Source organism: Stenotrophomonas sp. GSD10, from assembly GCF_056172695.1.
This window is the reverse complement of the sequence record NZ_JAOCMC010000002.1, coordinates 3,081,885-3,105,657: the sequence shown is the minus strand read 5'-3', so window position 1 is coordinate 3,105,657 and position 23,773 is coordinate 3,081,885. Positions and strand designations below refer to the sequence as shown.

At 66.9% G+C, this 23,773-nt stretch carries 20 protein-coding genes and 3 pseudogenes; 13 read left to right on the top strand and 10 right to left on the bottom strand.

The window, feature by feature from the left end; all coding sequences use genetic code 11:
- Positions 1-12 precede the first annotated feature (12 nt).
- From N4G47_RS14660 to bioA, 3 genes and pseudogenes are all read right to left on the bottom strand, one after another.
- Entirely contained in the window at positions 13-186 is a 174-nt protein-coding gene (locus N4G47_RS14660; RefSeq protein WP_475288071.1) for an RsmE family RNA methyltransferase, read from the bottom strand.
- Positions 187-296: 110 nt separating this feature from the next.
- Positions 297-1,034: a 16S rRNA (uracil(1498)-N(3))-methyltransferase gene (locus N4G47_RS14655; protein WP_475288067.1), complete on the bottom strand. Its 738-nt coding sequence runs from the start codon at positions 1,032-1,034 to the stop codon at positions 297-299.
- Positions 1,025-2,415, bottom strand: a pseudogene (bioA, locus tag N4G47_RS14650) (adenosylmethionine--8-amino-7-oxononanoate transaminase). The gene N4G47_RS14655 and the pseudogene bioA overlap by 10 nt, the downstream one beginning before the upstream one ends.
- A 77-nt stretch (positions 2,416-2,492) precedes the next feature.
- Between bioA and nudE the strand changes: the two are divergent.
- The 9 genes and pseudogenes from nudE (at position 2,493) to gcvH (ending at position 8,722) form a co-directional block, all read left to right on the top strand.
- Positions 2,493-3,056, top strand: a complete 564-nt coding sequence (nudE, locus tag N4G47_RS14645) for an ADP compounds hydrolase NudE (protein WP_107231815.1) — start codon at positions 2,493-2,495, stop codon at positions 3,054-3,056.
- A complete protein-coding gene (cysQ, locus tag N4G47_RS14640; protein ID WP_475288062.1) occupies positions 3,053-3,856 on the top strand; it encodes a 3'(2'),5'-bisphosphate nucleotidase CysQ in 804 nt (267 codons plus the stop codon). The genes nudE and cysQ overlap by 4 nt, the downstream gene beginning before the upstream one ends.
- Before the next feature lie 13 nt (positions 3,857-3,869).
- Positions 3,870-4,709, top strand: a complete 840-nt coding sequence (mazG, locus tag N4G47_RS14635; RefSeq protein WP_475288059.1) for a nucleoside triphosphate pyrophosphohydrolase — start codon at positions 3,870-3,872, stop codon at positions 4,707-4,709.
- A complete protein-coding gene (locus N4G47_RS14630) occupies positions 4,706-5,035 on the top strand; it encodes a YnfA family protein (protein WP_475288055.1) in 330 nt (109 codons plus the stop codon). The genes mazG and N4G47_RS14630 overlap by 4 nt, the downstream gene beginning before the upstream one ends.
- A gap of 169 nt (positions 5,036-5,204) precedes the next feature.
- Positions 5,205-5,507: an Mpo1-like protein gene (locus tag N4G47_RS14625; RefSeq protein ID WP_475288053.1), complete on the top strand. Its 303-nt coding sequence runs from the start codon at positions 5,205-5,207 to the stop codon at positions 5,505-5,507.
- Between the two features lie 65 nt (positions 5,508-5,572).
- Positions 5,573-6,532: an SPFH domain-containing protein gene (locus N4G47_RS14620; RefSeq protein ID WP_475288049.1), complete on the top strand. Its 960-nt coding sequence runs from the start codon at positions 5,573-5,575 to the stop codon at positions 6,530-6,532.
- A gap of 1 nt (position 6,533) precedes the next feature.
- Positions 6,534-6,977: an NfeD family protein gene (locus N4G47_RS14615; protein WP_475288047.1), complete on the top strand. Its 444-nt coding sequence runs from the start codon at positions 6,534-6,536 to the stop codon at positions 6,975-6,977.
- A gap of 144 nt (positions 6,978-7,121) precedes the next feature.
- Positions 7,122-8,233 (top strand): annotated as a pseudogene (gene gcvT, locus N4G47_RS14610) (glycine cleavage system aminomethyltransferase GcvT).
- 93 nt (positions 8,234-8,326) lie between these two features.
- Positions 8,327-8,722, top strand: a complete 396-nt coding sequence (gene gcvH, locus N4G47_RS14605) for a glycine cleavage system protein GcvH (RefSeq protein ID WP_107231822.1) — start codon at positions 8,327-8,329, stop codon at positions 8,720-8,722.
- A 318-nt stretch (positions 8,723-9,040) separates the two neighbouring features.
- Here gcvH and N4G47_RS14600 read toward each other — a convergent pair whose 3' ends face one another.
- Together N4G47_RS14600 and N4G47_RS14595 are read right to left on the bottom strand one after the other, a co-directional pair.
- Positions 9,041-9,322 (bottom strand): hypothetical protein, encoded by a 282-nt coding sequence (locus N4G47_RS14600; protein WP_475288043.1) that lies wholly within the window; start codon positions 9,320-9,322, stop codon positions 9,041-9,043.
- A gap of 161 nt (positions 9,323-9,483) precedes the next feature.
- Positions 9,484-11,007: a LysR family transcriptional regulator gene (locus tag N4G47_RS14595; protein ID WP_475288040.1), complete on the bottom strand. Its 1,524-nt coding sequence runs from the start codon at positions 11,005-11,007 to the stop codon at positions 9,484-9,486.
- A 196-nt stretch (positions 11,008-11,203) separates the two neighbouring features.
- Between N4G47_RS14595 and N4G47_RS14590 the strand changes: the two genes are divergently transcribed.
- Positions 11,204-11,878, top strand: coding sequence for an SDR family oxidoreductase (locus N4G47_RS14590; RefSeq protein ID WP_475289952.1), 675 nt, complete (start codon positions 11,204-11,206; stop codon positions 11,876-11,878).
- Between the two features lie 196 nt (positions 11,879-12,074).
- On the opposite strand, the gene N4G47_RS14585 is transcribed toward N4G47_RS14590, so the two are convergent.
- On the bottom strand, positions 12,075-13,475 hold the full coding sequence (locus tag N4G47_RS14585) for a serine hydrolase domain-containing protein (protein WP_475288036.1): 1,401 nt from the start codon (positions 13,473-13,475) through the stop codon (positions 12,075-12,077).
- Positions 13,476-13,760: 285 nt separating this feature from the next.
- Here N4G47_RS14585 and N4G47_RS14580 point away from each other — a divergent pair.
- A pseudogene (locus N4G47_RS14580) lies at positions 13,761-15,090 on the top strand (NTP/NDP exchange transporter).
- Between the two features lie 76 nt (positions 15,091-15,166).
- On the top strand, positions 15,167-15,517 hold the full coding sequence (locus N4G47_RS14575) for a DUF1304 domain-containing protein (protein ID WP_475288034.1): 351 nt from the start codon (positions 15,167-15,169) through the stop codon (positions 15,515-15,517).
- Between the two features lie 516 nt (positions 15,518-16,033).
- Here N4G47_RS14575 and N4G47_RS14570 read toward each other — a convergent pair.
- The 3 genes from N4G47_RS14570 to N4G47_RS14560 all read right to left on the bottom strand — a co-directional run bounded on the left by N4G47_RS14570 (position 16,034) and on the right by N4G47_RS14560 (position 19,968).
- Entirely contained in the window at positions 16,034-16,501 is a 468-nt protein-coding gene (locus tag N4G47_RS14570; protein ID WP_475288031.1) for a hotdog fold domain-containing protein, read from the bottom strand.
- Between the two features lie 75 nt (positions 16,502-16,576).
- Positions 16,577-19,054, bottom strand: coding sequence for an acyl-CoA dehydrogenase (locus N4G47_RS14565; protein WP_475288028.1), 2,478 nt, complete (start codon positions 19,052-19,054; stop codon positions 16,577-16,579).
- Positions 19,051-19,968 carry an alpha/beta fold hydrolase gene (locus tag N4G47_RS14560; RefSeq protein WP_475288024.1) on the bottom strand — a complete coding sequence of 306 codons (918 nt, stop codon included), beginning with the start codon at positions 19,966-19,968 and terminating at the stop codon, positions 19,051-19,053. Before N4G47_RS14560 ends, N4G47_RS14565 begins: the two co-directional genes overlap by 4 nt.
- Before the next feature lie 141 nt (positions 19,969-20,109).
- Here N4G47_RS14560 and N4G47_RS14555 point away from each other — a divergent pair, with 141 nt between their 5' ends.
- Positions 20,110-20,712 (top strand): TetR/AcrR family transcriptional regulator, encoded by a 603-nt coding sequence (locus tag N4G47_RS14555; RefSeq protein ID WP_005418411.1) that lies wholly within the window; start codon positions 20,110-20,112, stop codon positions 20,710-20,712.
- 143 nt (positions 20,713-20,855) lie between these two features.
- Here the strand turns inward: N4G47_RS14555 and N4G47_RS14550 are convergent, their stop codons facing one another.
- The gene (locus tag N4G47_RS14550) at positions 20,856-23,696 is read right to left on the bottom strand and encodes a TonB-dependent receptor (RefSeq protein ID WP_475288020.1); all 2,841 of its coding nucleotides are present in this window, start codon (positions 23,694-23,696) and stop codon (positions 20,856-20,858) included.
- Positions 23,697-23,773 lie beyond the last annotated feature (77 nt).

The following is a 23,773-nucleotide window of genomic DNA, read 5'->3' as shown; positions in this document are numbered from 1 at the left end:
CACGAATCAGCGTTACCCCAGATCCCCCAGCCGCGCCTGCAGCGCCGCGATCGCGGCCAAGCCTGCGGTTTCCGTGCGCAGGATGCGCGGGCCCAGCTGCAGCCCCTGGAACCCCGCCGCCGCCAGCTGGTCACGGTCGCGCGGTGACCAGCCGCCTTCCGGGCCAATCGCAATTCCGCCGGGCATGGCCCGGCGCTACCGCAGGCGTTCCGGATTACCGGTAGTGCCGGCCGCTGGCCGGCAACCCTGTATTCCTGTGGATGCCGGCCAGCGGCCGGCACTACCACGAATCAGCGTTACCCCAGATCCCCCAGCCGCGCCTGCAGCGCCGCGATCGCGGCCAAGCCTGCGGTTTCCGTGCGTAGGATGCGCGGGCCCAGCTGCAGCCCCTGGAACCCCGCCGCCGCCAGCTGGTCACGGTCGCGCGGTGACCAGCCGCCTTCCGGGCCAATCGCAATCACGATGCCACCGGCCGGCGCCGCATCCAGCGTCGACAGGCGATGCGCGCCCTGCGGGTCCAGGGTCAGCCGCAGGGTCTGGGCCGGCAGCGCTGTCGCCGCCTGCGCCAGTGACAGCGGCGAACCGACCTGCGGAATGCGTGCGCGCCCGGACTGGCCACAGGCCGAAGTCACCACGTTGTTCCAGTGCGCAACCCGCTTCTCTGCGCGGGCGGCGTCGAGCTTCACCTCGGTGCGTTCGGCATTGACCGGAATGATTGCGGCCACACCCAGTTCGGTCGCCTTCTGCAGGATCAGGTCCATCTTCTCGCCACGGGCGATGCCCTGCAGCAGGGTGATCGCCAGCGGCGATTCGTTGTCCACCGCCTGCACCGCGTCGATGCGCACCTGCACCTCGCGCTTGCCGGCCACGGTCAGCGTCGCGCTGTAGTCGTGGCCATCGCCGTTGAACAGCACGCAGCTGTCACCTTCGCGCAGACGCATCACGCGGACCAGGTGGTTGGCGGTTTCTTCGGGCAGGGTCAGGGTCTGGCCGCTGTGCAGCGGCAGATCGATGGGGCAGCGGGTCACGCGCATGCAATGGCCTCGTCAATGGCGGCCAGCGTGGTATGTGCCAGCAGCTCCAGTTGTTCGTCATCCACACAGTAGGGTGGCATCCAGTACAGTACGTCGCCCAGCGGGCGCAGCACCACGCCGCGCTTCAACGCGGCCTTGTAGGCGTGCAGGCCCAGCCGTAGCGCCGGGTCGAACGGCGTGCGCCTGTTGCCGTCGCGCGACAGTTCGAAGGCCACCACCATCCCGGCCTGGCGCACGTCGGCCACGTGCGGGTGATCGTTGAACGGCGCGGCCAGCGTGCCCATCACCGAGGCGATGCCGCGGTTGCGGGCAATCACATCGTCATCGCGGAAGATGTCCAGCGTCGCCAGCGCAGCGGCGCAGGCCAGCGGGTTGCCGGTGTAGCTGTGCGAATGCAGGAAGGCGCGCTCGCGTGAATCGTCAAGGAAGGCGTCGTACAGCGCCTGCGTGGCCAGCACCGCGGCCAGCGGCAGGAAGCCGCCGGTCAGGCCCTTGGACAGGCACAACAGGTCCGGCATCACCCCGGCCTGCTCGCAGGCGAACAGGGTGCCGGTGCGGCCGAACCCGGTGGCGATCTCGTCGGCGATCATGAACGCGCCATGGGCATCGCACAGCTCGCGCACCCGCTGCAGGTACACCGGGTCGTGCATGCGCATGCCACCGGCGCATTGCAGGCGCGGCTCCAGGATCACCGCACAGATCTCACCCGGATGTTGGTCGAACAGCGTGGCCAGGCCATCGGCGGCCTGCCGCGCACGGTCGGCGGCACTCTGGCCCGGCTCGGCCAGGTAAGCGTCGGGTGAGGGGGCGAACAGGCCCTCGGCCAGCAGCGGGGCATATACGCGCCGGTACAGCGGGATGTCGGCCATCGCCAGCGCGCCGAGGGTCTCGCCGTGGTAGCCGTTCTCCAGCGCGACGAAGCGGGTGCGCCGTGACTCGCCACGGTTCTGGAAATACTGGAAGGCCATCTTCAATGCCACTTCCACACCGGCCGAACCGTTGTCGGCGTAGAACACCTTGGCCAGCGGCGCGCGGCCGGGCTGGCGCGGCGCCAGCGCCAGCAGGCGCTCGGCCAGGGTGATCGCCGGCTCGTGGCCGAAGCCGGCCAGCATCACCTGTTCCAGCTGCCCGGCCTGGGCGGCGATGGCGCCGCCGATGCGCGGTTCAGCGTGGCCGAACAGATTGGTCCACCAGCTGCTGACCGCATCCAGGTAGCGGTTGCCATCGTGGTCGATCAGCCATGCGCCTTCGCCACGGGCGATCGGCACCAGCGGCAGGGTGTGCGGGTGCTCGCGCATCTGCGTGCACGGGTGCCACAGCACCTGCAGGTCGCGTTGCCGCCAGTGCTGGGCCAGCGGGGAGGGGTTGGGTCTGCTAGCATTTCGGGCTCATGAACATGTTGCTGCCTGCACATTCTATCGGCCCCGGCGCGTGCGCCGGCCGCCGCGGAGATTCCGCATGAACGATGACCGTGGCGGCCGTCGCCTGCCGATCATCCATCGGATCACCGACGAGGAGAACGGCCCCTTCCAGCGCCAGCACCTGGACCTGGAGTTCTCCAATGGGGAACGCCGGCGCTTCGAGCGCCTGGTCAGCCGCGGCCATGGCGCGGTGGTGGTGGTGCCGATGCTCGACGACCAGACCGTGCTGCTGGTGCGTGAATACGCAGCGGGCATGCACCGCTACGAGCTGGGCCTGGTCAAGGGCCGGATCGACGCCGGCGAGAGCCCCGAGCAGGCCGCCGATCGCGAACTGAAAGAGGAGGCCGGTTATGGTGCGCGTCGGGTCGACGTGCTGCGCGCGATGACCCTGGCCCCGACCTACATGAGCCACCAGTCGTGGCTGGTGGTGGCCCGCGATCTGTACCCGGAAAAGCTGGCCGGCGACGAACCGGAGGAACTGGAAGTGGTGCCGTGGAAGCTGGCCGAGCTGGACCAGTTGATGCTGCGCGAGGACTTCTCCGAGGGACGCTCGCTGGCGGCGCTGTTCATCGCCCGCCAGTGGCTGCAGGGAAGCCGATGATCAAGCTGACCACGGACCTGCGCGAGACCGCCATCGCCATCGCCCAGCAGGCCGGGCAGGCCATCATGCAGGTGTATGCCGATGGTTTCGAGGTGCAGGTCAAGGCCGACGACAGCCCGGTCACCGCCGCCGACCTGGCCGCCAACCAGGTCATCGAGCAGGGCCTGCGCCAGTTGACCCCGGACCTGCCGATCCTGTCCGAGGAGTCGCTGCAGGTGGGCTGGGAGCAGCGCCGCCACTGGGGCGCGTACTGGCTGGTCGACCCGCTCGACGGCACCCGCGAGTTCGTCAAGCGCAACGGCGAATTCAGCGTCAACATCGCCCTGATCTACCAGGGCGCACCGGCTTTCGGCGTGGTGCTGGCGCCGGTCACCGGCATCGTCTGGCACGCCATGCGCGGCGAGCTGGCCTATCGCCGCCAGGGCCTGCACGACACCGTGCTGCGCACCCGCACACCGGCCACCGCTCCGCTGCGGGTTGCCGCCAGCCGCTCGCACCGCTCGCCGCAGACCGAGGCGCTGCTGGCGCGCATGGGCCGCATCGAGACCGTCGCCCAGGGCTCATCGCTGAAATTCTGCCGGATCGCCGAAGGCGGCCTGGATGTCTACCCACGGCTCGGCCCGACCTCCGAGTGGGATACCGCGGCCGGCCAGTGCGTGCTGCACGCCGCCGGTGGCGCGGTGCTGTCGGCGGCGACCGGCAAGCCGTTCCGCTACAACCGCCGCGAAACCCTGTTGAACGGCGATTTCATTGCCCTTGGTGACACCAGCCTGCCATGGCGGGACTGGCTGTCCGACTGATCCTGGAGGCCGCATGAGTGCGCACGACACCCCCACCCCCGGCAGCGCTGCCACTCACGAACTGGAGCGCCTGCTGGCGATCATGGCGCGCCTGCGCGACCCGCAGGGCGGCTGCCCGTGGGACCTGGAACAGAACTTCGCGACCATTGCCCCGTACACCATCGAGGAAGCCTACGAGGTCGCCGATGCGATCGACCGTGGCGACCTCGACGATCTCTGCGACGAACTGGGCGACCTGCTGCTGCAGGTGGTGTTCCATGCACGCATGGCCGAGGAGCAGGGCGCCTTCGCCTTCGCCGAGGTGGCGCGCGCGATCAGCGACAAGATGCAGCGCCGCCACCCGCACGTGTTCGCCGACGTCAGCGTCGACGATGCCGACGGGGTGATGCGCAACTGGGAGGCGATCAAGCGTGCCGAGCGTGCGGCCAAGGGCGAGCAGGACACCTCCGCGCTGGCTGGCATCTCGCGTGGCCTGCCGGAATGGCAGCGCGCGGTGAAGCTGCAGTCGCGCGCGGCCAAGGTCGGCTTCGACTGGCCGGGCCCGCTGCCGGTGCTGGACAAGGCGGCCGAGGAGCTGCAGGAGCTGCGCGAGGAATTCGAGCGCGGCGACATCGCCGGCAACAAGGCGCGCCTGCAGGAAGAGCTGGGTGACCTGCTGTTCGTCTGCGCCAACCTGGCCCGGCATGCTGACATCGACCTGGGTGCCGCGCTGCGCGGGGCCAACCACAAGTTCGAGCGCCGCTTCCGCGCGATGGAGGCGCAGGCCGCAGTGCAGGGCGGAACGTTGGCCGCACTGGATCTGGATGCGCAGGAAGCGCTGTGGCAGCACGCCAAGGCAGCGGAAAAGGCGTGAAGACGCTCGGCCTGTTCCTGCTGACCGCGCTGGCCGAGATCGTCGGCTGCTATCTGCCGTGGCTGTGGCTGCGCAAGGGCGGCAGCGCCTGGCTGCTGCTGCCGGCGGCGGCCAGCCTGGCCCTGTTCGCCTGGCTGCTGACCCTGCACCCGACCGCCAGCGGCCGGGTCTATGCGGCCTACGGTGGCGTCTACATCGGCACTGCGCTGTTCTGGTTGTGGCTGGTCGATGGCATCCGCCCCAGCCGCTGGGACCTGGTCGGCACCGCGCTGTGCCTGGCCGGCATGGCGGTGATCATGTTCGGCCCGCGCGCCGCCGCACCGTAGCGTCGAGCGTGCTCGACGGTTCCTGCCGCAGCCGAGCAAGCTCGGCTCTACAAGAGCAGGCTGACGAGCCCAGGTAGCGTCGAGCTTGCTCGACGGTTCCATGTACACCGGCAGCGCAGGGCCCGCGAAAGGCGCATGATGGGCCTGACCATGGCCCCGGAGCATGCCGATGTCGCGCTTCGCCAGCTTCCGCGAGTTCTATCCGTTCTATCTCAGCGAACACCGCCATCCGGTTTCGCGCCGGTTGCACTTCATCGGCAGCTGCATGGTGCTGCTGCTGGTCGCCGCCGCTCTCCTGCGCGGTCAGCCGATGCTGCTGCTGCTCGCCCTGCTGTGCGGCTACGGCTTTGCCTGGGTCGGCCATTTCTTTTTCGAGAAGAACCGCCCGGCCACCTTCCGGCATCCGCTGTACTCATTCGTCGGTGACTGGGTGATGTTCGCCGACATCCTGCGCGGCCGGGTGCGCTGGTAGCGCCGTGTGCACGCCGCATTCACGCGCTATGCTGGGGCCCGGACGTCATAGATAAGGAAAGCGCGATGTTCCCGACCATGTTCTTTACCGTGGTACTGGCCTTCGTGGCCGTGGTGATCCTGTTCAAGGCGGTGCGGATGGTGCCGCAGGGCTACGAATGGACCGTCGAACGGTTCGGTCGTTACACCCACACCATGACCCCCGGCCTGCACTTCCTGATCCCGATCGTCTACGGGGTAGGCCGCAAGGTGAACATGATGGAGCAGGTGCTGGATGTGCCCAGCCAGGAAGTGATCACCAAGGACAACGCCGCCGTGCGCGTGGACGGGGTGGTGTTCTTCCAGGTGCTGGACGCGGCCAAGGCGGCCTACGAGGTGGCCAACCTGGAAGTGGCGATGATCGCCCTGGTGCAGACCAACATCCGTACCGTGATCGGTTCGATGGACCTGGATGAATCGCTCAGCCAGCGCGAGGTGATCAATGCCCAGCTGCTGAGTGTGGTCGACCACGCCACCAATCCGTGGGGCGTGAAGGTCAACCGCATCGAGATCCGCGACATCCAGCCGCCGCGCGATCTGCTCGACGCGATGGCGCGGCAGATGAAGGCCGAGCGCGAGAAGCGCGCGCAGATCCTGGAAGCCGAGGGTTCGCGACAGTCGGAGATCCTGCGCGCCGATGGCGAGAAGCAGGCCACCGTGCTGGAAGCCGAAGGCCGCCGCGAGGCTGCATTCCGCGACGCCGAGGCGCGCGAGCGGTTGGCCGAAGCAGAAGCCAAGGCCACCCAGGTGGTCTCGGCGGCGATTGCCGACGGCGACGTGCAGGCGATCAATTACTTCATCGCGCAGAAGTACGTGGAAGCGTTCAAGGAGCTGGCCAGCTCGCCGAACCAGAAGCTGGTGTTGATGCCGATGGAAGCCAGCGGTGTGATCGGCTCGATCGCCGGCGTGGCCGAACTGGCCAAGCAGGCCCTGGGCGAACAGAACAACAAGGCCGCGGGCAAGCGACCGCCGCCGATTGGAGGCTGACATGCGCTGGGACGTCGTGGGCTGGGGCGCATTGGCCTTGCTGCTGTTCGCCGCCGAGGCGCTGGCGCCGGGCGCGTTCATGCTGTGGATCGGCATCGGCGCGGCCGCCGTGTTCGTGCTGGTGGTCGTGTTCAGCGGCATTCCGTTGTTGTGGCAGGTGGTGGCCTTCGTGGTGCTGAGCGTGGTGTCGATCCAGTGTTACCGGCGCTGGGGCAGATCACGGGCGCGGCCCAGCGACCAGCCCCTGCTCAACCGCCGCGCCGAACAGCTGGTCGGGCGCGTGGTGCCGTTGCAGCAGGGCATTGCCGGCGGGCAGGGCAAGGTCAGCATCGATGACGCGTACTGGCAGGTCAGTGGCCCGGAACTGCAGGCCGGCAGCCTGGTACGAGTGGTGGCGGTGCAGGGCAGCACGCTGGTGGTCGAGGCGGCAGACCGCCCCGTGTAGCGCCGAGCCCATGCTCGGCTGCTCTTCGTGTGGGCGCCGAGCGTGGGCTCGGCGCTACCGCTCCGCCGCTGCGCTGCGGCACACCTGCCGCCGACCGATCTGGGATAATGGGGGTTCTTGTTTCCTCTGCTGCCGGACCCGGTCATGACCCAGAAGACGCTGCTCAACGATACCCACCGCGCCCTCGGCGCCAAGATGGTTGATTTCGGGGGTGGGACATGCCCATCCACTACGGTTCGCAGCTTGATGAGCATCATCTGGTGCGTCGCGAAGCCGGTGTGTTCGACGTCAGCCACATGACCGTGGTCGACCTGCGCGGCGATCAGGTCAAGCCGTTCCTGCGCCGCCTGCTGGCCAACTCGATCGACAAGCTGAAGGTGCCGGGCAAGGCGCTGTACTCGTGCATGCTGAATCCGCGCGGTGGCGTCATCGACGACCTGATCGTCTACTACCTGGGCGATGACTTCTTCCGCATGGTGGTCAACGCCTCCACCCGCGAGAAGGACCTGGCCTGGCTGCGCGAGCAGGCGGCACCGTTCGGCGTCAGCGTCGAGCAGCGCCCGGACCTGGCCATCCTCGCCGTGCAGGGCCCGCAGGCACGGCAGAGCGTGATCGGCCTGGCGCGCGACGCCGACCGCGAAGCGCTGGCCAAGCTGGGCCGTTTCGCCGCCCTGCAGGCGCAGTCCGACGATGGCGTTGAACTGTTCGTGGCCCGCACCGGCTACACCGGTGAGGACGGCTTCGAGATCCTGCTGCCGCAGGACGCGGTGGTCGCGTTCTGGAACCGCCTGCTGGCGGCGGGCGTGAAGCCGGCCGGCCTCGGCGCGCGCGACACCCTGCGCCTGGAAGCCGGCATGAACCTCTACGGCCAGGACATGGACGAGGAGATCAGCCCGTACGAAGCGGCGCTGGCCTGGACCGTGTCGCTGGACGAAGGCCGCGACTTCATCGGCCGCGATGTGCTGGAAGCGCAGAAGGCCGCCGGCAACGCGCGCCAGATGATCGGCCTGGTGATGGACGAGAAGGGCGTGCTGCGCCACGGCCAGGCGGTGACCACTGCCGGTGGCCAGGGCGAGATCCTGTCCGGCACCTTCTCGCCGACGCTGGCCAAGGGCATCGCCTTCGCCCGCGTGCCGGCCGGCGAACTGGGTGAGGTCACCGTCGACATCCGTGGCCGGCAGGTGCCGGTGCGCGTGGTCAAGTTCCCGTTCGTGCGCGAAGGCCAGGCCCAGCCCGGCGTGCTTGCCGACGCCTGATCCAAACATGCCGGACGTCACTGACAGCAGTGGCGGCCGGTTGGTTACACTAGCCCCGTTTTTTCCACCCCTGCATATCTCTGGAGCAGTCCCATGAGCGAGATCCCCGGCGACCTCAAGTTCCTCAAGTCCCACGAGTGGGCCCGTGTCGAAGGCAATGGCCGCGTCACCGTCGGTATTTCCGACCACGCCCAGGGCCTGCTGGGTGACCTGGTCTATGTCGAGCTGCCCGAAGTCGGCGCCGACGCCAAGGCCGGCGAACAGATTGCCGTCGTCGAGTCGGTGAAGGCCGCCTCGGACGTCTACAGCCCGATCAGCGGCAAGGTTGTCGAGGTCAACTCGGCCCTGTCCGACAAGCCGGAAACCATCAACGAAGATGCCTACGGCGAAGGCTGGATGTTCGTGGTCGAACTGACCAACGCCGAAGAGGTCAACGACCTGCTGGACCCGGACGCGTACGCCGAAGCCCTGGAGAACGACGACCACTGAGTCGTCGCTTTCCGGTTCGGACACGGCCACCTTCGGGTGGCCGTTTTTGTTCTGGCGCCCGCGTCGGACTCATGACGGCCGGTTCGCTGCACACCCTCGACGCGGTATCAGCGAGCGGACGAACGGTACCGATGGGCACGCGCAGTTTTGCGCAAATCCGCGTTTCCACCCCGCGTCGGCACGTCCGGATGTGAAAACTTTTCGCCCCCGTTGCGGCGCCGTTGTGCTGGCGTTGGCGGCGGTGCGGGCGACCATCAGGCACGCACGCGCGATGTCGTACCGCATCTGCGCCTATCTGCGCCTATCTGCGCAGAGTGCTTATTTCAAGTGTTTTTTGTTCAATGTCTGGATCGACGTCATGGCACACGATGCGCGCGTGCGTCGCTTCAAGGGGCGTTGCAGGCGCAGCCGCGCGGTGGCGCGGACGGTGCCAGGGATGGTGCGGATGTGAAAATTTTTCGCGGGGGTTGTTGACAGTAAAAAAACCGTGATTAGGTTTCGCCTCAGCAGACCTTGCCTGCCCAACCGAGTGCGCAGAATCAATCGTCCGATGCGAAGCAGCCCCTTCAAGACCACCGCGACCCTGATGACGGTGGACATGGCCCCGCTTCCCCGGAGAAACGCAAGGCAACTCCCGTTCCAATGCCTGCTCCGCCGATCGAAGCGGGCATTGCCGCATCCGTAACGGCGCGCCTGACGCGCCGGCGGTCCCCGCACGCAGCATCCGCGGGTTTGATCCACCTGGGCGTTTCAACTCCCTATCACTGACGAGGAGCCATCCCATGGCAACCAAGAAAGCTGCGAAGAAGAAGCCCGCCGCCAAGAAAGCGGTGAAGAAGGTCGCGAAGAAGGCCGCTGCCAAGAAGGCAGTGAAGAAGGTCGCGAAGAAGGCAACCGCCAAGAAGGCAGTGAAGAAGGCTGCGAAGAAGGTCGCCCGGAAGACCACTGCGAAGAAGGCAGTGAAGAAGGCGGCAAAGAAGGTAGCCAAGAAGTCCGCTGCCAAGAAGACCGCGAAGAAGGCCGTCAAGAAGGTAGCCAAGAAGGCCACCAAGAAGACTGCCAAGAAGACTGCCAAGAAGGCAACGGCCCGCAAGCCGGCCAAGAAGGTCGCCAAGAAGGCGGTAAAGAAGACTGCCAAGAAGGCAGTAAAGAAGACCGCCAAGAAGGCTGTGAAGAAGACGGCGAAGAAGGCCACCAAGAAGGCTGCCCCGAAGAAGGCAGCGAAGAAGGTTGCCAAGCGCAAGCCGGCCGCCCGCAAGAAGAAGGCCGCTCCGGTCGCTCTGCCGGCAACCCCGGCGCCGCTGATCTAAGTACTTCCCGATAGCCGCATCCTGAAACCCCTTCCCTGGCTGCCCAGCGGGGAGGGGTTTTTTATGGGCGTGTATCGGTGCCGAAGGTGGTGCCCACCGGAGGAAGCGCTCGGCCAGGAACGCCAGGAAGCTGCGCAGGCGGGTAGAGCGGTAGCGGTCGTGGGCGTAGACCACATGCATCGGTCTGCCGGCGTGGCCATGGCCGGGCAGCAGCTGTACCAGTCGCCCGGCTTCCACGTCCGCGGCCAGCAGCAACGCCGACTGCAGCACGATGCCCAGCCCATGCAGTGCTGCTGCGCGCAGCGCTTCACCGTTGTTGATCTGCAGCCGGCCGCCTGGCACACGCTCGAGCCCGCCAGGTGCAGCCTGCAGCCACTGGGCCAGCGCGGTGGGTTCGAAAGAAAGGCACTGGTGCCCGGCAAGGTCCTGCGCGGTGTGCGGCGTCCCATGCCGGTCGAGGTATCCAGGCGATGCACACATCATCAACCGGTAGGGCGCCAGTGGCTGCGCCACCAGCTCGCTGCTGTCGGCCAGCGTGCCGATACGCACGGCGGCTTCGAAGCCTTCTTCGGTGAGGTCGACCACGCGGTCGGTCAGTGTCGCCTCGACCTGCACCTCCGGGTAGCGCGCCATGTAGTCGGCAAGCGCCGGTACCAGCGCATGCGTGCCGAAGATCACCGGTGCACTGATGCGCAATGTGCCTGCCGGCGCCAGCTGCTGGTGCTGGGCCTGTGCATCGGTCTCTTCCACCAGGCGCAGGATCTCCCGGCAGCGCGTGTAGTAGTCCTCACCGAACGCGGTCACGTGCTGGCGTCGCGTGGTGCGGCTCAGCAGCTGCATGCCCAGTCGCGCCTCCAGTGCACGCAGGTGCTTGCCGGCCATCGTGGCGGAGATGTCCATCGCCTCCGCCGCCGCGCTCAGGCTGCCCTTGTCCACGATCAGCACGTAGACCTGCATGCTCTCCAGCAGGTTCATCTGACACTCCCGGTGTTGAATGCTGAAACCTGCGCGGAGTTTATCAATCGGGGGTGATCAAACAGCATGCAGGGCACGCGCCGGATGTGCCGGCAGGCGATTGGGAGAACATCATGGATCTGGATCTTGAAGGGCGTACCGCGCTGGTCACCGGTGCCGGCAGTGGCATCGGTGCCGCTGTCGCCAGGAGCCTGGCATCACAGGGGTACGCGTTGCGATCAGTGCGCGGCGTGCAGAGCCACTGCAGGCGCTGGCGGCAGAGATCGAAGCGGCGGGTGCGGCGGCGCCGATCATCCTGCTGGGCGATGTCACCGACGCCGGGGACGTGCGCCGCATCGCCGCCGCCGCCCTGGCTGCGCTGCAGCGGGTGGACATCCTGGTCAACGCGGCGGGTGGTTCGCGGCCGACCACGGTGGATGCCGCCGACGCGATCTGGGAGGAGGCTGTGGCGCTGAACTTCTCTGCGGCACGGCGGATGACCCAGGCACTGCTGCCCGCGATGCAGGCACAAGGCTGGGGGCGGGTGATCAACTTCAGTGGTTCGATGGAGCCGCGTGCGGTGAATGCGGCCACGGCAGCGAAGGCGGCGCTGCATCTGTGGAGCAAGGGCCTGTCGTCTGAGGTGGCCGGGCAGGGCATCACGGTGAATGCGATTGCGCCGGGACGGATCAACAGTCCGCAGATCCTCGACCGCCTGCACCCGACCGAGGAAAGCCGAAGCGCGTTCATTGCGCGCAACATTCCGATCGGGCGCTTTGGCGAGCCGGAGGAAGTGGCGCCGCTGGTGGCTTTCCTGGCCTCGCCGCTGGCCGGCTACATCACCGGCGCGGTGATCCCGGTGGACGGTGGCATGCATTACTTCGCGCATTAGCCGGGCATGGGTAGCGTCGAGCTTGCTCGACTGTTTTTCGCATTTGTAGAGTCGAGCGTGCTCGACTGCCTGGATCAGTCGAGCAAGCTCGACGCTACAGGTGCCGATCAGTCAGTCGAGCAAGCTCGACTCTACAACCCCAAGAAAAAGGGCGACCCATGGGCCGCCCTTCATGCTTACGGCCGAGCCCGCCTGATCAGCGCGGCGAGGCCACTGCGCGGTTGCTCGAGGCGCCCTTGCCCTTGCGCTTGTCCTGCTGTGCCGGGCTTGCACCCTCGGCCATCAGGTTGTCGCTGCCGAAGTCGGTATCGACATCCAGCCAGCGCTGCGCCGGCAGGCCGAGCGCCGAATCGAGCACGGTCGGCAGCAGGCCACTGGGCAGGCCGCTTTCGCCGTTCCACATGATCGCAATGCCCAGGTCGCGTTCCGGCACCAGCGCCACCAGGCCGCGATAGCCCTGCACGGCGCCGGCATGGAACACCACATCGTGGCCGGCGTAATCGAAGGTGCGCCAGCCCAGCGCGTAGCCGGCCGAGTGCAGGCGCTCGCGGCGCCAGCCCGAACGCATCTCGCCGGGGGTGTTGATCAGGCTCGAATGCAGGGTGGCCAGCAGCGGTGCGGGCAGCACGTCGGGGCGATGGCCGGTGTGGGCCAGCAGCCACTGCGCCATGTCGCTGGCGCTGGCGTTGACGCCGGCGGCCGGGGCGACACGGTAGTAGGTCGGCTTCGGCGTCAGCGAAACCCAGCCGTTGCGGCTGCGCACGTGCGGACGCGCCCAACGCGAGCTGGCCTGGATGCCGGCCAGGCCGAGGCTGGCATCGTTCATGCCCAGCGGCTTGAAGATGCGGCGTTCGACCGACTGCTCGTAGAAGCTGCCCGAGGCCGCATAGACGACGTCGCCGATCAGGCTGAAGGCCACGTTCTGGTAGGCGTAGCAGTCGCCCGGCAGGCACTTCAGGCTGGTGTTGGCCAGCTTCTGGGTCAGCGAGTAGTACTCGGCGTTGCCTTCGATGTCGCGGTCGTAGGCGTTGTAGGGCAGGCCGACACGGTGGCTGAGCACGTCGGCCACGGTGAGGCGGTCGGTGGCTTCGGGCGAGTTCAGACGGAAGCCCGGCACGTAGTCGGTGACCTTGCTGTCCCAGCGCAGCGTGCCATCGTTCACCAGCAGACCGGCCATGGTGCCGGCGAAGGCCTTGGACAACGAGGCCAGGCGGAACACGGTGTGCGCATCGACCGGCAGCGGATTGTTGACGTCGGTGACGCCATAACCGCGCGCGCTGAGGATGCGGCCGCCCTGCACGATCGCCACCGCCATGCCCGGCACGCGCTCGCCATAGGTGAGCTGCTGCGCCATCGACTCGATGTTGGCGACGTTGAAGCCGGCGGCCGGGGCCTGCACCTGCGGCACCAGGCCGGTGCGGTACGCCGCCGGCTGGGTGTGGGCGACGGCGCTGGCCGCAGCGGATTCGATGTTGGCCGGCATCGGTGGCAACGCCGGCGGGGTCTGCGCGGTGGTGGACAAGGCAACGGGCATCAACATGCCCAGCAAACCGGTGGCCGCCGAACGGATCGGACGACGCAGGCTGTTCTTTTTCATCGGTTGGACCCGTGCGCGACTGCTGATGGCGATTCTAGCGCCGCTTTTCCCCTGTGCACAAACAAAGCGAAGATGAATGCGCATCTCGTTGAAAAAGTTGGAATTTTGACGCTCCGAAAGTGTGTATCCGAACGTGTCATCCGAGGCCGTTACGGGTGTCTCCCAGCAGCGGGAATGGCGTGCCGTGCTGGCGATGTTGCAGTGCATTGGCTAACGTACGCGCTTCACCGCCCCGGAGCCTGCCATGCCGCTGTCCAACCGCCGTCTGTGGGCGAGGGGCGCTGCGTGAGCGCGACGCCGGTCAAGGGGCCGCTGCGGGGGCTGACGGTGGCGCTGCGCGAGTCGCCCGCGCTGTGGTGGTCGTTCCTGTACTTCTTCTGCCTGCTCAGCGGCTACTACGTGCTGCGCCCGGTGCGCGAGGCCATGGCCGCCTCGGCGGACCTGGAAACCGTGTTCCCGCCAGTGCTGATTGCCTGGTTCGCCAGCCACGGCATCGCGCTGAAGGACTTCGTGCTGCAGTTCCTGTTCTCCTGCGTGTTCGTGATCATGCTGGTACTGCAGCCGGTGTACGGCTGGCTGGTCAGCCGCTTCCCACGCCGGGTGTTCCTGCCGGCGGTGTACGGCTTTTTCATCGTGACGCTGCTGGGGTTCTACGCGCTGTTCGACAGCGGCGTACCCGGTCGGGGCATGGCGTTCTTCTTCTGGATCACCGTCTTCAACCTGTTCGCGGTGGCGGTGTTCTGGAGCTTCATGGCCGATGTGTTCTCCAATGCACAGGCGCGCGCCTGGTACGGCTACATCGGTGCGGCCGGCACCGTCGGCGCTTTCCTCGGCCCGTTGATCACCAGCGCGCTGGTGCAGCGCGTGGGCATCGCCAACCTGATGCTGGTCTCGGCCGGGTTCCTGCTGGTGTGCCTGCTGTGCATCTGGCGGCTGCGGCACTGGGCGGTGTTGCGTGAGCGCGAGCAGCAGCTGGTCTCCGGCGAGCAGCCGATGGGCGGCAGCATCCTGGATGGACTGAAGCTGATCGTGCGTGAGCCGCTCGCTGCGCTGGCTGGCGATCATGGTGGTGTTCGGCGTCGGCGTCGGCACGCTGCTGTACAACCAGCAGGCGGCCATCGTGCGCGCGGCGTTCACCGACCCGGCGGCCAGTACCGCGTTCTTCTCGCGCATCGACCTGGCGGTGAATGCGCTGGCGTTGTTGATGCAGCTTGGCCTGACCCGCTGGTTGCTGTCGCGCCACGGTATCGCACCGGCGCTGCTGATTCCCGGCTTCGCGATCCTGATCGGCTTCTCGGTGCTGGCCGCTTCGCCGATGCCGCTGATGGTGGCGGTGGTGCAGGTGATGACTCGCGCCAGTGAGTTCGCGCTGGCCAAGCCGGCACGCGAGACCATCTACACCCGTGTGGACCGGCAGTGGCGCTACAAGGCCGGTGCGGCGATCGACACCGTGGTCTACCGCGGTGCCGACCTGAGCTTCGCATGGGTACACAAGGGGCTGTCCCTGTTCGGCTCGCACGTGGTGTTCGTCGGTGGCGTGCTGGTGGCCGCGTGCATGACCGCAGCGGCATTCGGCGTGCTGCGCGAAGAAAAGAAGCTGCCGCGCGATCGCTGATGTTCCGGGGTCAGATCCCGTCCCCGCAGGGGACCGGATCTGACCCCATTCTCCATCCCTGTCCAAGGAACTGCTCATGTACTGGATCGCTCTCGCCCTGACCCTGCTGGTCGCATTGCTGCACGTCTATTTCCTGGTACTGGAGATGTTCCTGTGGACCCGCCCGCTGGGCCTGAAGACGTTCCGCAACACGCCGGAGAAGGCGGAGATCACGCGCGTGCTGGCGGCCAACCAGGGCCTGTACAACGGCTTCCTGGCGGCGGGCATCGTGGTGGGGCTGGTGATGGCGCAGCCGGTGCCGGTGACGTTCTCGCTGGCCTGCGTGGTGGTGGCCGGGTGCTATGGCGCCTACAGCGTGAGCCGGCGCATTTTCATGATCCAGGCGCTGCCGGCGATCCTGGCGCTGGTGCTTCGCGCGGTGGTGTAGTTTCCAGCCAACGGCGCAGCCCCTCGTGGGTTGGTCGCGGAATGCGGGTCATGGGTTGGGTGTGGCGGGTGGGCCGTACAGGGGACGCTGCAAGTACGTCCCTGTAAGCTCGTTGGCGCCATCCATGGCGCCAACGCCCCTGCACGGCCGACCCGCCACACCCCTGACAGTTTCCGTGCGCGGCCAGCCCACGGAGAAGAAGAGAAGATCAAGAGCAACAGCGGGTCGCTGCGCTCGTGGGTTCTGCGCGCATGAAAAAAGCGGCCGGCGGGCCGCTTCTGCTTTTTGCTTTTGCTCTTGCTCTTGCTCTTCTTTTTCTCTTACGTGGGTGGACGCCGCAGAGATCTGTCAGAGGCCGGAGGGGTGGGGCCGGGCGGGGTATCCGCGCCATGGATGGCGCGGCTAAGCCTACACGGACGTACTTGCGGCGTCCCCGCCCGGCCTCACCCCTCCGGCCCAGCCGATAAACCGCATTCCGCGACCCACCCACGAGGGGCTGCGCCGTTCGCCGGAATACTACTTCGCCGGCGACATCCACATGTCGATGACCGCGCTGAACACCTCCGTCCCCGCGCGGTCGCGCACGCTCACCGTCACCGGCAGCGCGTAGCCCTGCGCCGCGACGACAATCGGCTGCGCCGGCAGCGCCACCGCCTGCAGCGTGCCGCGCGCCTTGGCCAGGTACTGCACCTGCATCCCCTTCGGAATCCAGCGCATGCCCTTGGGCAGTGATGCATCGACCATCAGCCCGGCGGTCAGCTCGGCCAGGTTGCACATCGCGATCGCATGCACTGTGCCGATGTGGTTGCGTACCTTGCGACGGTCGGCCAGCGTGCCTTCGCAGCGGCCATGCTCCAGGCGGGTGATGCGCGGCGCGATGCTGGCGAAGTAGGGTGCCTTCAGGCACACCGCGCGCGAGAACAGCCAGTTGCCAGCGGGCCAGCGCTGCAGGCGGTGGTAGAGCGAAAGCAGGGGCGTGGACATGGTGGATTTCCGGTCGTCGGATAGAACGACGGCGGGCCGAGGCCCGCCGTCGAAGGCAACGCGTGTCGCGGGCGATCAGGCCGCCTGCGAATGCGGGTCCTTGTGCTGGCGGTCGTAGTAGCTGGCCGCGCGCAGTTCGTGGGTGTCGAAGTCGTCCACGGTGATGGTGTCCAGGGTCAACGTGCGCAGCTCTTCCAGCAGGCTGCGTTCGTCCTGGGTGATCACGCCTTCGGCCACGGCTTCGTCCAGCTGGGCCTTGAAGTCCAGCGCTTCGATGCCCTTGCTCTTCAGCGCCTTCAGGAACTTGCGCTCCACCGGCTCGGCCATGATCGCCTTGCTCAGGTAGCTGTTGATGCGGCCACCCGGGTTGTTCTCGCACGGGGTCAGGAACACGCCGCTGGCCAGACGATCACGCGCTTCGTTCGGCGCCATCAGCAGGGCGGCAACACGGCGGCTCAGGCGATCGCCCGGGGCCTCGGCACGGCGGCCCAGCGGGAAGATCAGCGCCCACATCAGCCAGCCGATCGGACGGATCGGGAAGTTGCGCAGCGCGGCCGACAGCGACTCTTCGATCTTGTGCACGCTGTCATGGAAGGCCCAGGCCAGCAGCGGCTGGTCGGCCTGCGGTGCGCCTTCGTCGTGGTAGCGCTTGAGCATGGCGCTGGTCATGTAGACATGGCTCAGCACATCGCCCAGGCGACCGGACAGCGATTCCTTGAACTTCAGCTTGCCGCCGAGGGTCATCATCGAGATGTCGGCCATCAGCGCCAGGTTGGCCGAGTAACGGTCCAGCTTGCGGAAGTAGCGGCGGGTGTAGGCGTCGCCCGGGGCGGCGCCGAAGCGCGCGCCGGTCAGGCCGAACCAGAACGAACGCACGGCATTGGAGATACCGAAGCGGATGTGGCCGAACAGGCTGCGGTCGAAGTCCTGCAGGCCGGCACGGGTGTCCGGATCCTGCGCGGCCTTCATTTCCTTCAGCACCCACGGGTGGCAGAGGATCGCACCCTGGCCGAAGATCAGCAGGCTGCGGGTCATGATGTTGGCGCCTTCCACGGTGATCGCGATCGGCGCGGCCTGCCAGCTGCGGCCGGCGAAGTTGCGCGGCCCCAGGATGATGCCCTTGCCGCCGATCACGTCCATCATGTCCGAGATCACTTCGCGGCTCATGTTGGTGCAGTGGTACTTGGCGATCGCCGACGGCACCGACGGCACGTCACCACGGTCAACCGCGGCAGCGGTGGCCTGCGACAGCGCGCTGATCTTGTAGGCCTTGCCGCCGATGCGGGCCAGTGCTTCTTCCACGCCTTCGAAGCGGCCGACCGACAGGCCGAACTGCTTGCGGATGCGGGCGTACGCGCCGGTGACCGCTGCACCGGCCTTGGCACCGCCGCTGGCGGTGGAGGGCAGGGTGATCGAGCGGCCCACGGCCAGGCACTCGTTGAGCATGTTCCAGCCCTTGCCGGCCATCGCTGCGCCACCAATCAGCTGGGTCAGCGGGATGAACACGTCCTTGCCGCGGATCGGGCCGTTCTGGAACGTCGAGTTCAGCGGGAAGTGGCGACGGCCGATTTCAACACCGGCGGTGTCGCGCGGCAGCAGGCCCAGGGTGATGCCGATATCGCGGGTATCGCCGATCAGGCCGTCCGGGTCGTACATGCGGAAGGCCAGGCCGATCAGCGAAGCGACCGGGGCCAGGGTGATGTAGCGCTTGTCGAAGGTCAGCTTGACGCCGAGCACCTGCTCGCCGTTCCACTCGCCCTTGCAGACGATGCCGTAGTCGGGAATGGAGGTGGCGTCGGAGCCGGCGAACGGGCCGGTCAGGCCGAAGCAGGGCACTTCGCGGCCATCGGCCAGGCGCGGCAGGTACTGGTCCTTCTGTTCCTGGGTGCCGTAGTGCACCAGCAGTTCACCCGGGCCCAGCGAGTTCGGCACACCGACGGTGGAGCTGACCACCGAGGACACCGAGGCCAGCTTCTGGATCACCTTGTGGTGGGCCAGCGCGGAGAAGCCCAGGCCGCCGTATTCCTTCGGAATGATCATGCCGAAGAACTTGTTCTTCTTGATGAAGGCCCACAGTTCCGGCGGCAGGTCGGCGTGGACGTGGGTGATTTCCCAGTCGTTGACCATGGTGCACAGCTCTTCGACCGGGCCATCCAGGAAGGCCTGTTCTTCGGCGGTCAGCTGCGGCTTGGGATAGTTGAGCAGGATGTTCCAGTCCGGATCACCGGTGAACAGCTCGCCCTCGAAACCGACCGAGCCGGTTTCCAGCGCGATGCGCTCGGTCTGCGACAGCGGCGGCAGCACCTTGCGGAACACCTTCATCATCGGGCCGGTCAGCAGCGGCTTGCGGATGAACGGCAGCAGCAGCGGCACGGCGATCACCGCCAGCACGGCGGCGGCCACAATCGTGGCGGTCTGGCTGACGTAGGGAATGAACCAGCAGGCGGCCAGCAGGGCCACGCTGATCAGCGTCCAGGTAACCAGCCGCATGCGGTGGTAGGCGACGAACGCGCCTGCCAGCAGCAGGGCGAGGAAGGGAAGAACGATGCTCATGAGCGTGCTCCGGTGACGTGCTCGTTTGTGGCGGACGAAGCTGCAGCATCCGCTGCGGGCAACACGTCCAGATAGTCCAACACAGTAGCGGTAAAGGCGTCGTTGTCATCGCCGGCGACCATGTGCGTGGCCTGCGGCAGCTGTACATGGCGCGCGTGCGGCGCCAACGCCAGGAATTCGGCCACCGTCTGCGGCGTGACCAGGTCGCTGCGGCCGCCGCTGACCAGCAGCAGCGGGCACTTCACCTGGCGTGCGGCCTCGGCCAGCGCGTCCTGGTGCTGTTCGCTGTCGCGGGCCAGTTCGGCCACCAGCCGCGGGTCCCAGTGCCAGCGCCAGCGCCCGTGGCCGTCCTCGCGCAGCAGCGCACGCAGCGACTGCTCGGATTTGCGCGGGCGGTGCGGCATGTAGGCCGAGATCACGTCGGCGGCCTGGGTCAGCGAGGCGAAGCCGTCGGGATGGGCGGTCATGAAGGCCAGGATGCGTTCGACGCCGGCGGTGTCCCAGCGCGGGGTGATGTCCACCAGCACCATCGCCGAGAACAGGCCCGGCCAGCGCGATTCGGCCAGCAGGCCGAACAGGCCGCCCATCGAGGCTGCCACCAGCACCGGCGGACGCGGCTGCTCGCCGGCCAGCACGATCAGGTCATCGGCGAACTGTTCGCCGTGGTAGGGCAGCTCGGCGGCATTCCAGTCCGAGTCGCCATGGCCGCGCGCATCGTAGGCCAGGGTCTGCAGGCCGGCCGCGGACAGGGCCCGGGCAGTGGCGTTCCAGGCGTGCCGGGTCTGGCCGAAGCCATGCGCGAACAGCACGCGGCTGCGGCGGCCGTGGTCGCTGGCGGTCGCCGCCAGGCGCGCACCGTGGGCGGCATCCAGGCGCAGGTCATGGAACGCAGCAGGAATAGGGGACGTAACCATACTTGATAGTATGGAGTGCTTCGAAAGGAAGTCAATACTGCGCAGTATGGTGCATCGCGGCAGGCGCTCCACGTGGCCCTGCGACGGTTTCCAGCGCAACCGCGTACTGCAACGAACCCCGCCGTATGGTTAAATCAGCCCATGAATCAACCTGACGCTTCCGCCGGCGAACCGCGCGCCGGCCGCAACAGCCGCCTGAGTGCCGAAGACTGGGCCCAGGCGGCCCTCGATCTGATTGCTGAACAAGGTGTCGGCGCCGTCGCGGTAGAGCCGCTGGCGCGCCGTCTCGGGGTCACCAAGGGCAGTTTCTATTGGCATTTCCCCTCGCGCGATGCATTGCTGCAGGCAGCGCTGGAACGCTGGGAGCTGTTCGAACAGGAACAAGTGTTCGGCAGCCTGGAAGACGTGCCGGACCCGCGCGTACGCCTGCGCCAGCTGTTCCAGATGGTGGCGCATGAAGTGCAGCCGCACATCATCTACAGCGAGCTGCTGAAGGCGCTGGATCATCCGATGGTGCGGCCGGTGATCGACCGCGTCTCGCAGCGCCGCCTGGATTATCTGGTCGCCTCGTTCCGCCAGGCCGGGCTCAGCTCGACCGATGCGCGGCACCGTGCGCGTCTGGCCTATGCGGCCTACGTCGGCTTCCTGCAGCTGTCGCTGCAGCTGCAGCAGCCCAAACAGGCGCGTGAGGATTTCGAAGCCTACGTCGAGCACCTGATCGAGACGCTGATCCCGAACGGATGAGCGCCACACGATGAGGTCACTGGAAGGCCGCGGCATTGCCGCGGCCTTTCTGCTGGGGCCGATGGCCTTCGCACGCTGCCGGCCACGCAAAGAACAACGGCCCCTTTCGGGGCCGTTGCTGATGTCATCGATCAATCAACCGATCAGAACTTCTGCTGGTACTTCATGTAGACGAAGCGGCCGATGTCGTAGCCACCGTAGTACGAGTAGCCCGAGTTCGGCTGCGCGTAGGCCGGTGCCGACCAGTGGTCGAACACGTTGTTGGCACCCACGGCCACCGTCGCATTCCACGGCAGGTTGTAGGACACCTGCAGGTCGTGGAAGGTGTTGGAACCCAGTTCGTTCTTCGGCGTGATCACGCCCAGGGTATCGGGCGAGCTGAAGTTCGGCAGGGTGCAGCGGTCGTCGAAGTAGCAGTCTTCCTTGGTGCCCGAGTAGTAGCGCGCGGTCCAGGAGATCGACAGGTTGTCCAGCTGCCAGTTGACGGTCAGGTTCGAGCGCAGGCGGAAGTTGCCCTCGAAGCCGTTCAGCTGGGTCGGCGGGTTGTCGGTGTTGTCCTGCTTGATCTCGTTCTTCGTCACGTACGTGTTCTGCAGCGACGTGGTGAAGTTGCCGAAGCCGGTTTCGAAGCGGTAGTTGACGTCGAAATCGAAGCCTTCGGTCTCCACGTAGCCGGCGTTGCGCAGCGCGAAGGTCAGGTCGGTGATGTTGCCGTTGGCATTACGGGTGAAGCCGGAGCAGCGCGATTCGATGCCACGCAGGTAGCAGTCGGTGAGCAGGTCGGTCGGCGTATCGGCAACGATGGTGTTGTCGATGCGGATGTTCCACCAGTCCAGCGAGGTGTTGAAGCCGGTCAGGAAGGACGGGCTCCACACGATGCCGATGGTCTTGGACTTCGACGTTTCCGGCGTCAGGCCCGGGGTCGAGCCGGTGACGAACGGCGTATCGCTGGCTTCACCCCTGCCCGGAGCCGGGCCGGTGCCCGAAGTGTTCGGCTGGCGGAAGCCGGCCGGCACGTCAGCCAGGCAGCGTGCGTTGCCGGCGGCAGGGCCGAAGCTGGTGTCGCACGGGTCGGTGTAGCCCGGGAAGGTCTGCGAGATGCCGCCGTACAGATCGGCCACGGTCGGTGCGCGGAAGCCTTCCGACCAGGTACCGCGGACCAGGATCGAGTCGATCGGCTTCCACTTCAGGCCGAACTTGCTGTTCAGCGTATTGCCGAAGGTGTCGTAGTCCGAGTAGCGGGTGGCCGCGGTCAGGGTCAGTTCCTTCGCACCCGGCAGGTCGGCCAGGACCGGGATCTGCAGCTCCAGGTAGGCTTCATTGAGGTTGTAGCCACCACGGGTCGGGCCGGCGGCCAGATCGGTCGAGATACCGGTCTGGGCCAGCGCATCGGGCGAGAACGAGCCGCTCTCTTCACGACGCTCGATGCCCAGCGCCACGCCCAGGTCGCCTGCCGGCAGGGTTGCGATGGTGCCGGCGATGTTGGCGAAGTAGTTCTTGGTGGTGGTGCGCGACAGCGCCTGGCCCGGCTGGTACAGGTAGGCCTGCACATCAGGATCGGCCAGGCTGTTGCGCGAGTTGTAACCGTTGGGAATCAGCGGATTCCACGGCGTGCACGACCCGGGGCCGGTACCCAGCGGGATCGGCGAGGCTGCCGTGCCGCACTGCACCTGGCCGTTGGCGTTGATGAAGGACGGGCCGGTGGCCTGGCCAACGGCGTAGGTGTTCAGGTTACCCGTGCTGATCTGGGTGCCCTTGTTCTGGTTGTACAGATAGCCGGCTTCCCAGTCCCAGTAACGCTCACCGGTCTGGAAGGTACCGCTGAAGATGCCGGTGAAGCGGGTGGTGGTCAGGCTGTTGCGGACTTCGCGCGGCACTTCCCAGCCACGGCGCACGTACTGGACGTCTTCGCCGACCGGGTTGAACACGCTGTCAGCCGACAGGCCATTGTTCGTGAATCCATAGTCTTCGCTGAAGAACGGATAGCCCGCGTTCTGCGCGAACGAGTCACGGTCGGTGTACAGCACGCTGGTGTCGAAGCGCACGTTGTCGGTGAAGTCGAAGCGGCCGTTCAGGAAGGCCGACTTGCGCTTGATGCCGCTGTACACGGTCGAGGCCAGCGCCGGGTTGGAGACGTCGATGGTCGGGTCGACCAGGCGATAGCTGGAGAACTGCGACGGATCCAGGCCCGGAACGTCGCGGCGCAGCGTGTAGAGCTGGTCGTTGTAGACGAAGCGGCCCCACTGCGAGGTGCCGGACAGGCCGCCCGGGCGCGGTGCGCTCTTCTCGCCGGTCGGGAAGCGGTCACGCGAGAACCAACGATCCTTGGCCCACACCGGATCTTCGTTGGTGTACTCGACACCGGCGGTCAGCGAACCGCGCTCACCACGGAAGCCCATGATGAAATCGTAGTTCTCGCGCTTGCCGTCGCCCTGGTCCCACTGGCCGATGTAGACGTTGGCTTCGGCACCTTCGAAGTCCTTGCGGGTGATGATGTTGACCACGCCGGCAATGGCGTCCGAACCGTAGATGGTGGATGCGCCGTCCTTCAGCACTTCAATGCGCTCGACCATCGCCGACGGAATCGAGGCGACGTCCTGCAGGCCGTCGTTGGTGATGCCCAGGCGGCGGCCGTCGATCAGGATCAGGGTGCGGTTGGCACCCAGGTTGCGCAGGTCGATGTAGTAACCGCCGACCGCTTCGCCCGAGCTGAGCGGGGTGGTGCGGCTGATGGCGGGCGAACCGGCGGCCGGGATGTTCTGCAGGATGTCGGCGACCGACTTGAAGCCCTGCTTCTCGATCTGGTCGCGGCTGATGGTCATCACCGGCTGTGCGGTTTCGGTATCGACCTGGCGGATGCGCGAACCGGTGACCTCGATACGGTCGAGGTTGGTGGCTTCCTGGGCGTGGGCCGTCGCGGTGCTGGCACCGGCGACAAGCGCGATCACAACTGCGTCACGCAGCTGGCTGGACTTGAGTTTCATTGGCTCTCTCTCTCCAAGAAATCTTGGCTGGGGTTTATGCCCGGCGGGGGAGCGAAAGAGCGCTCCCAAATCGCGAG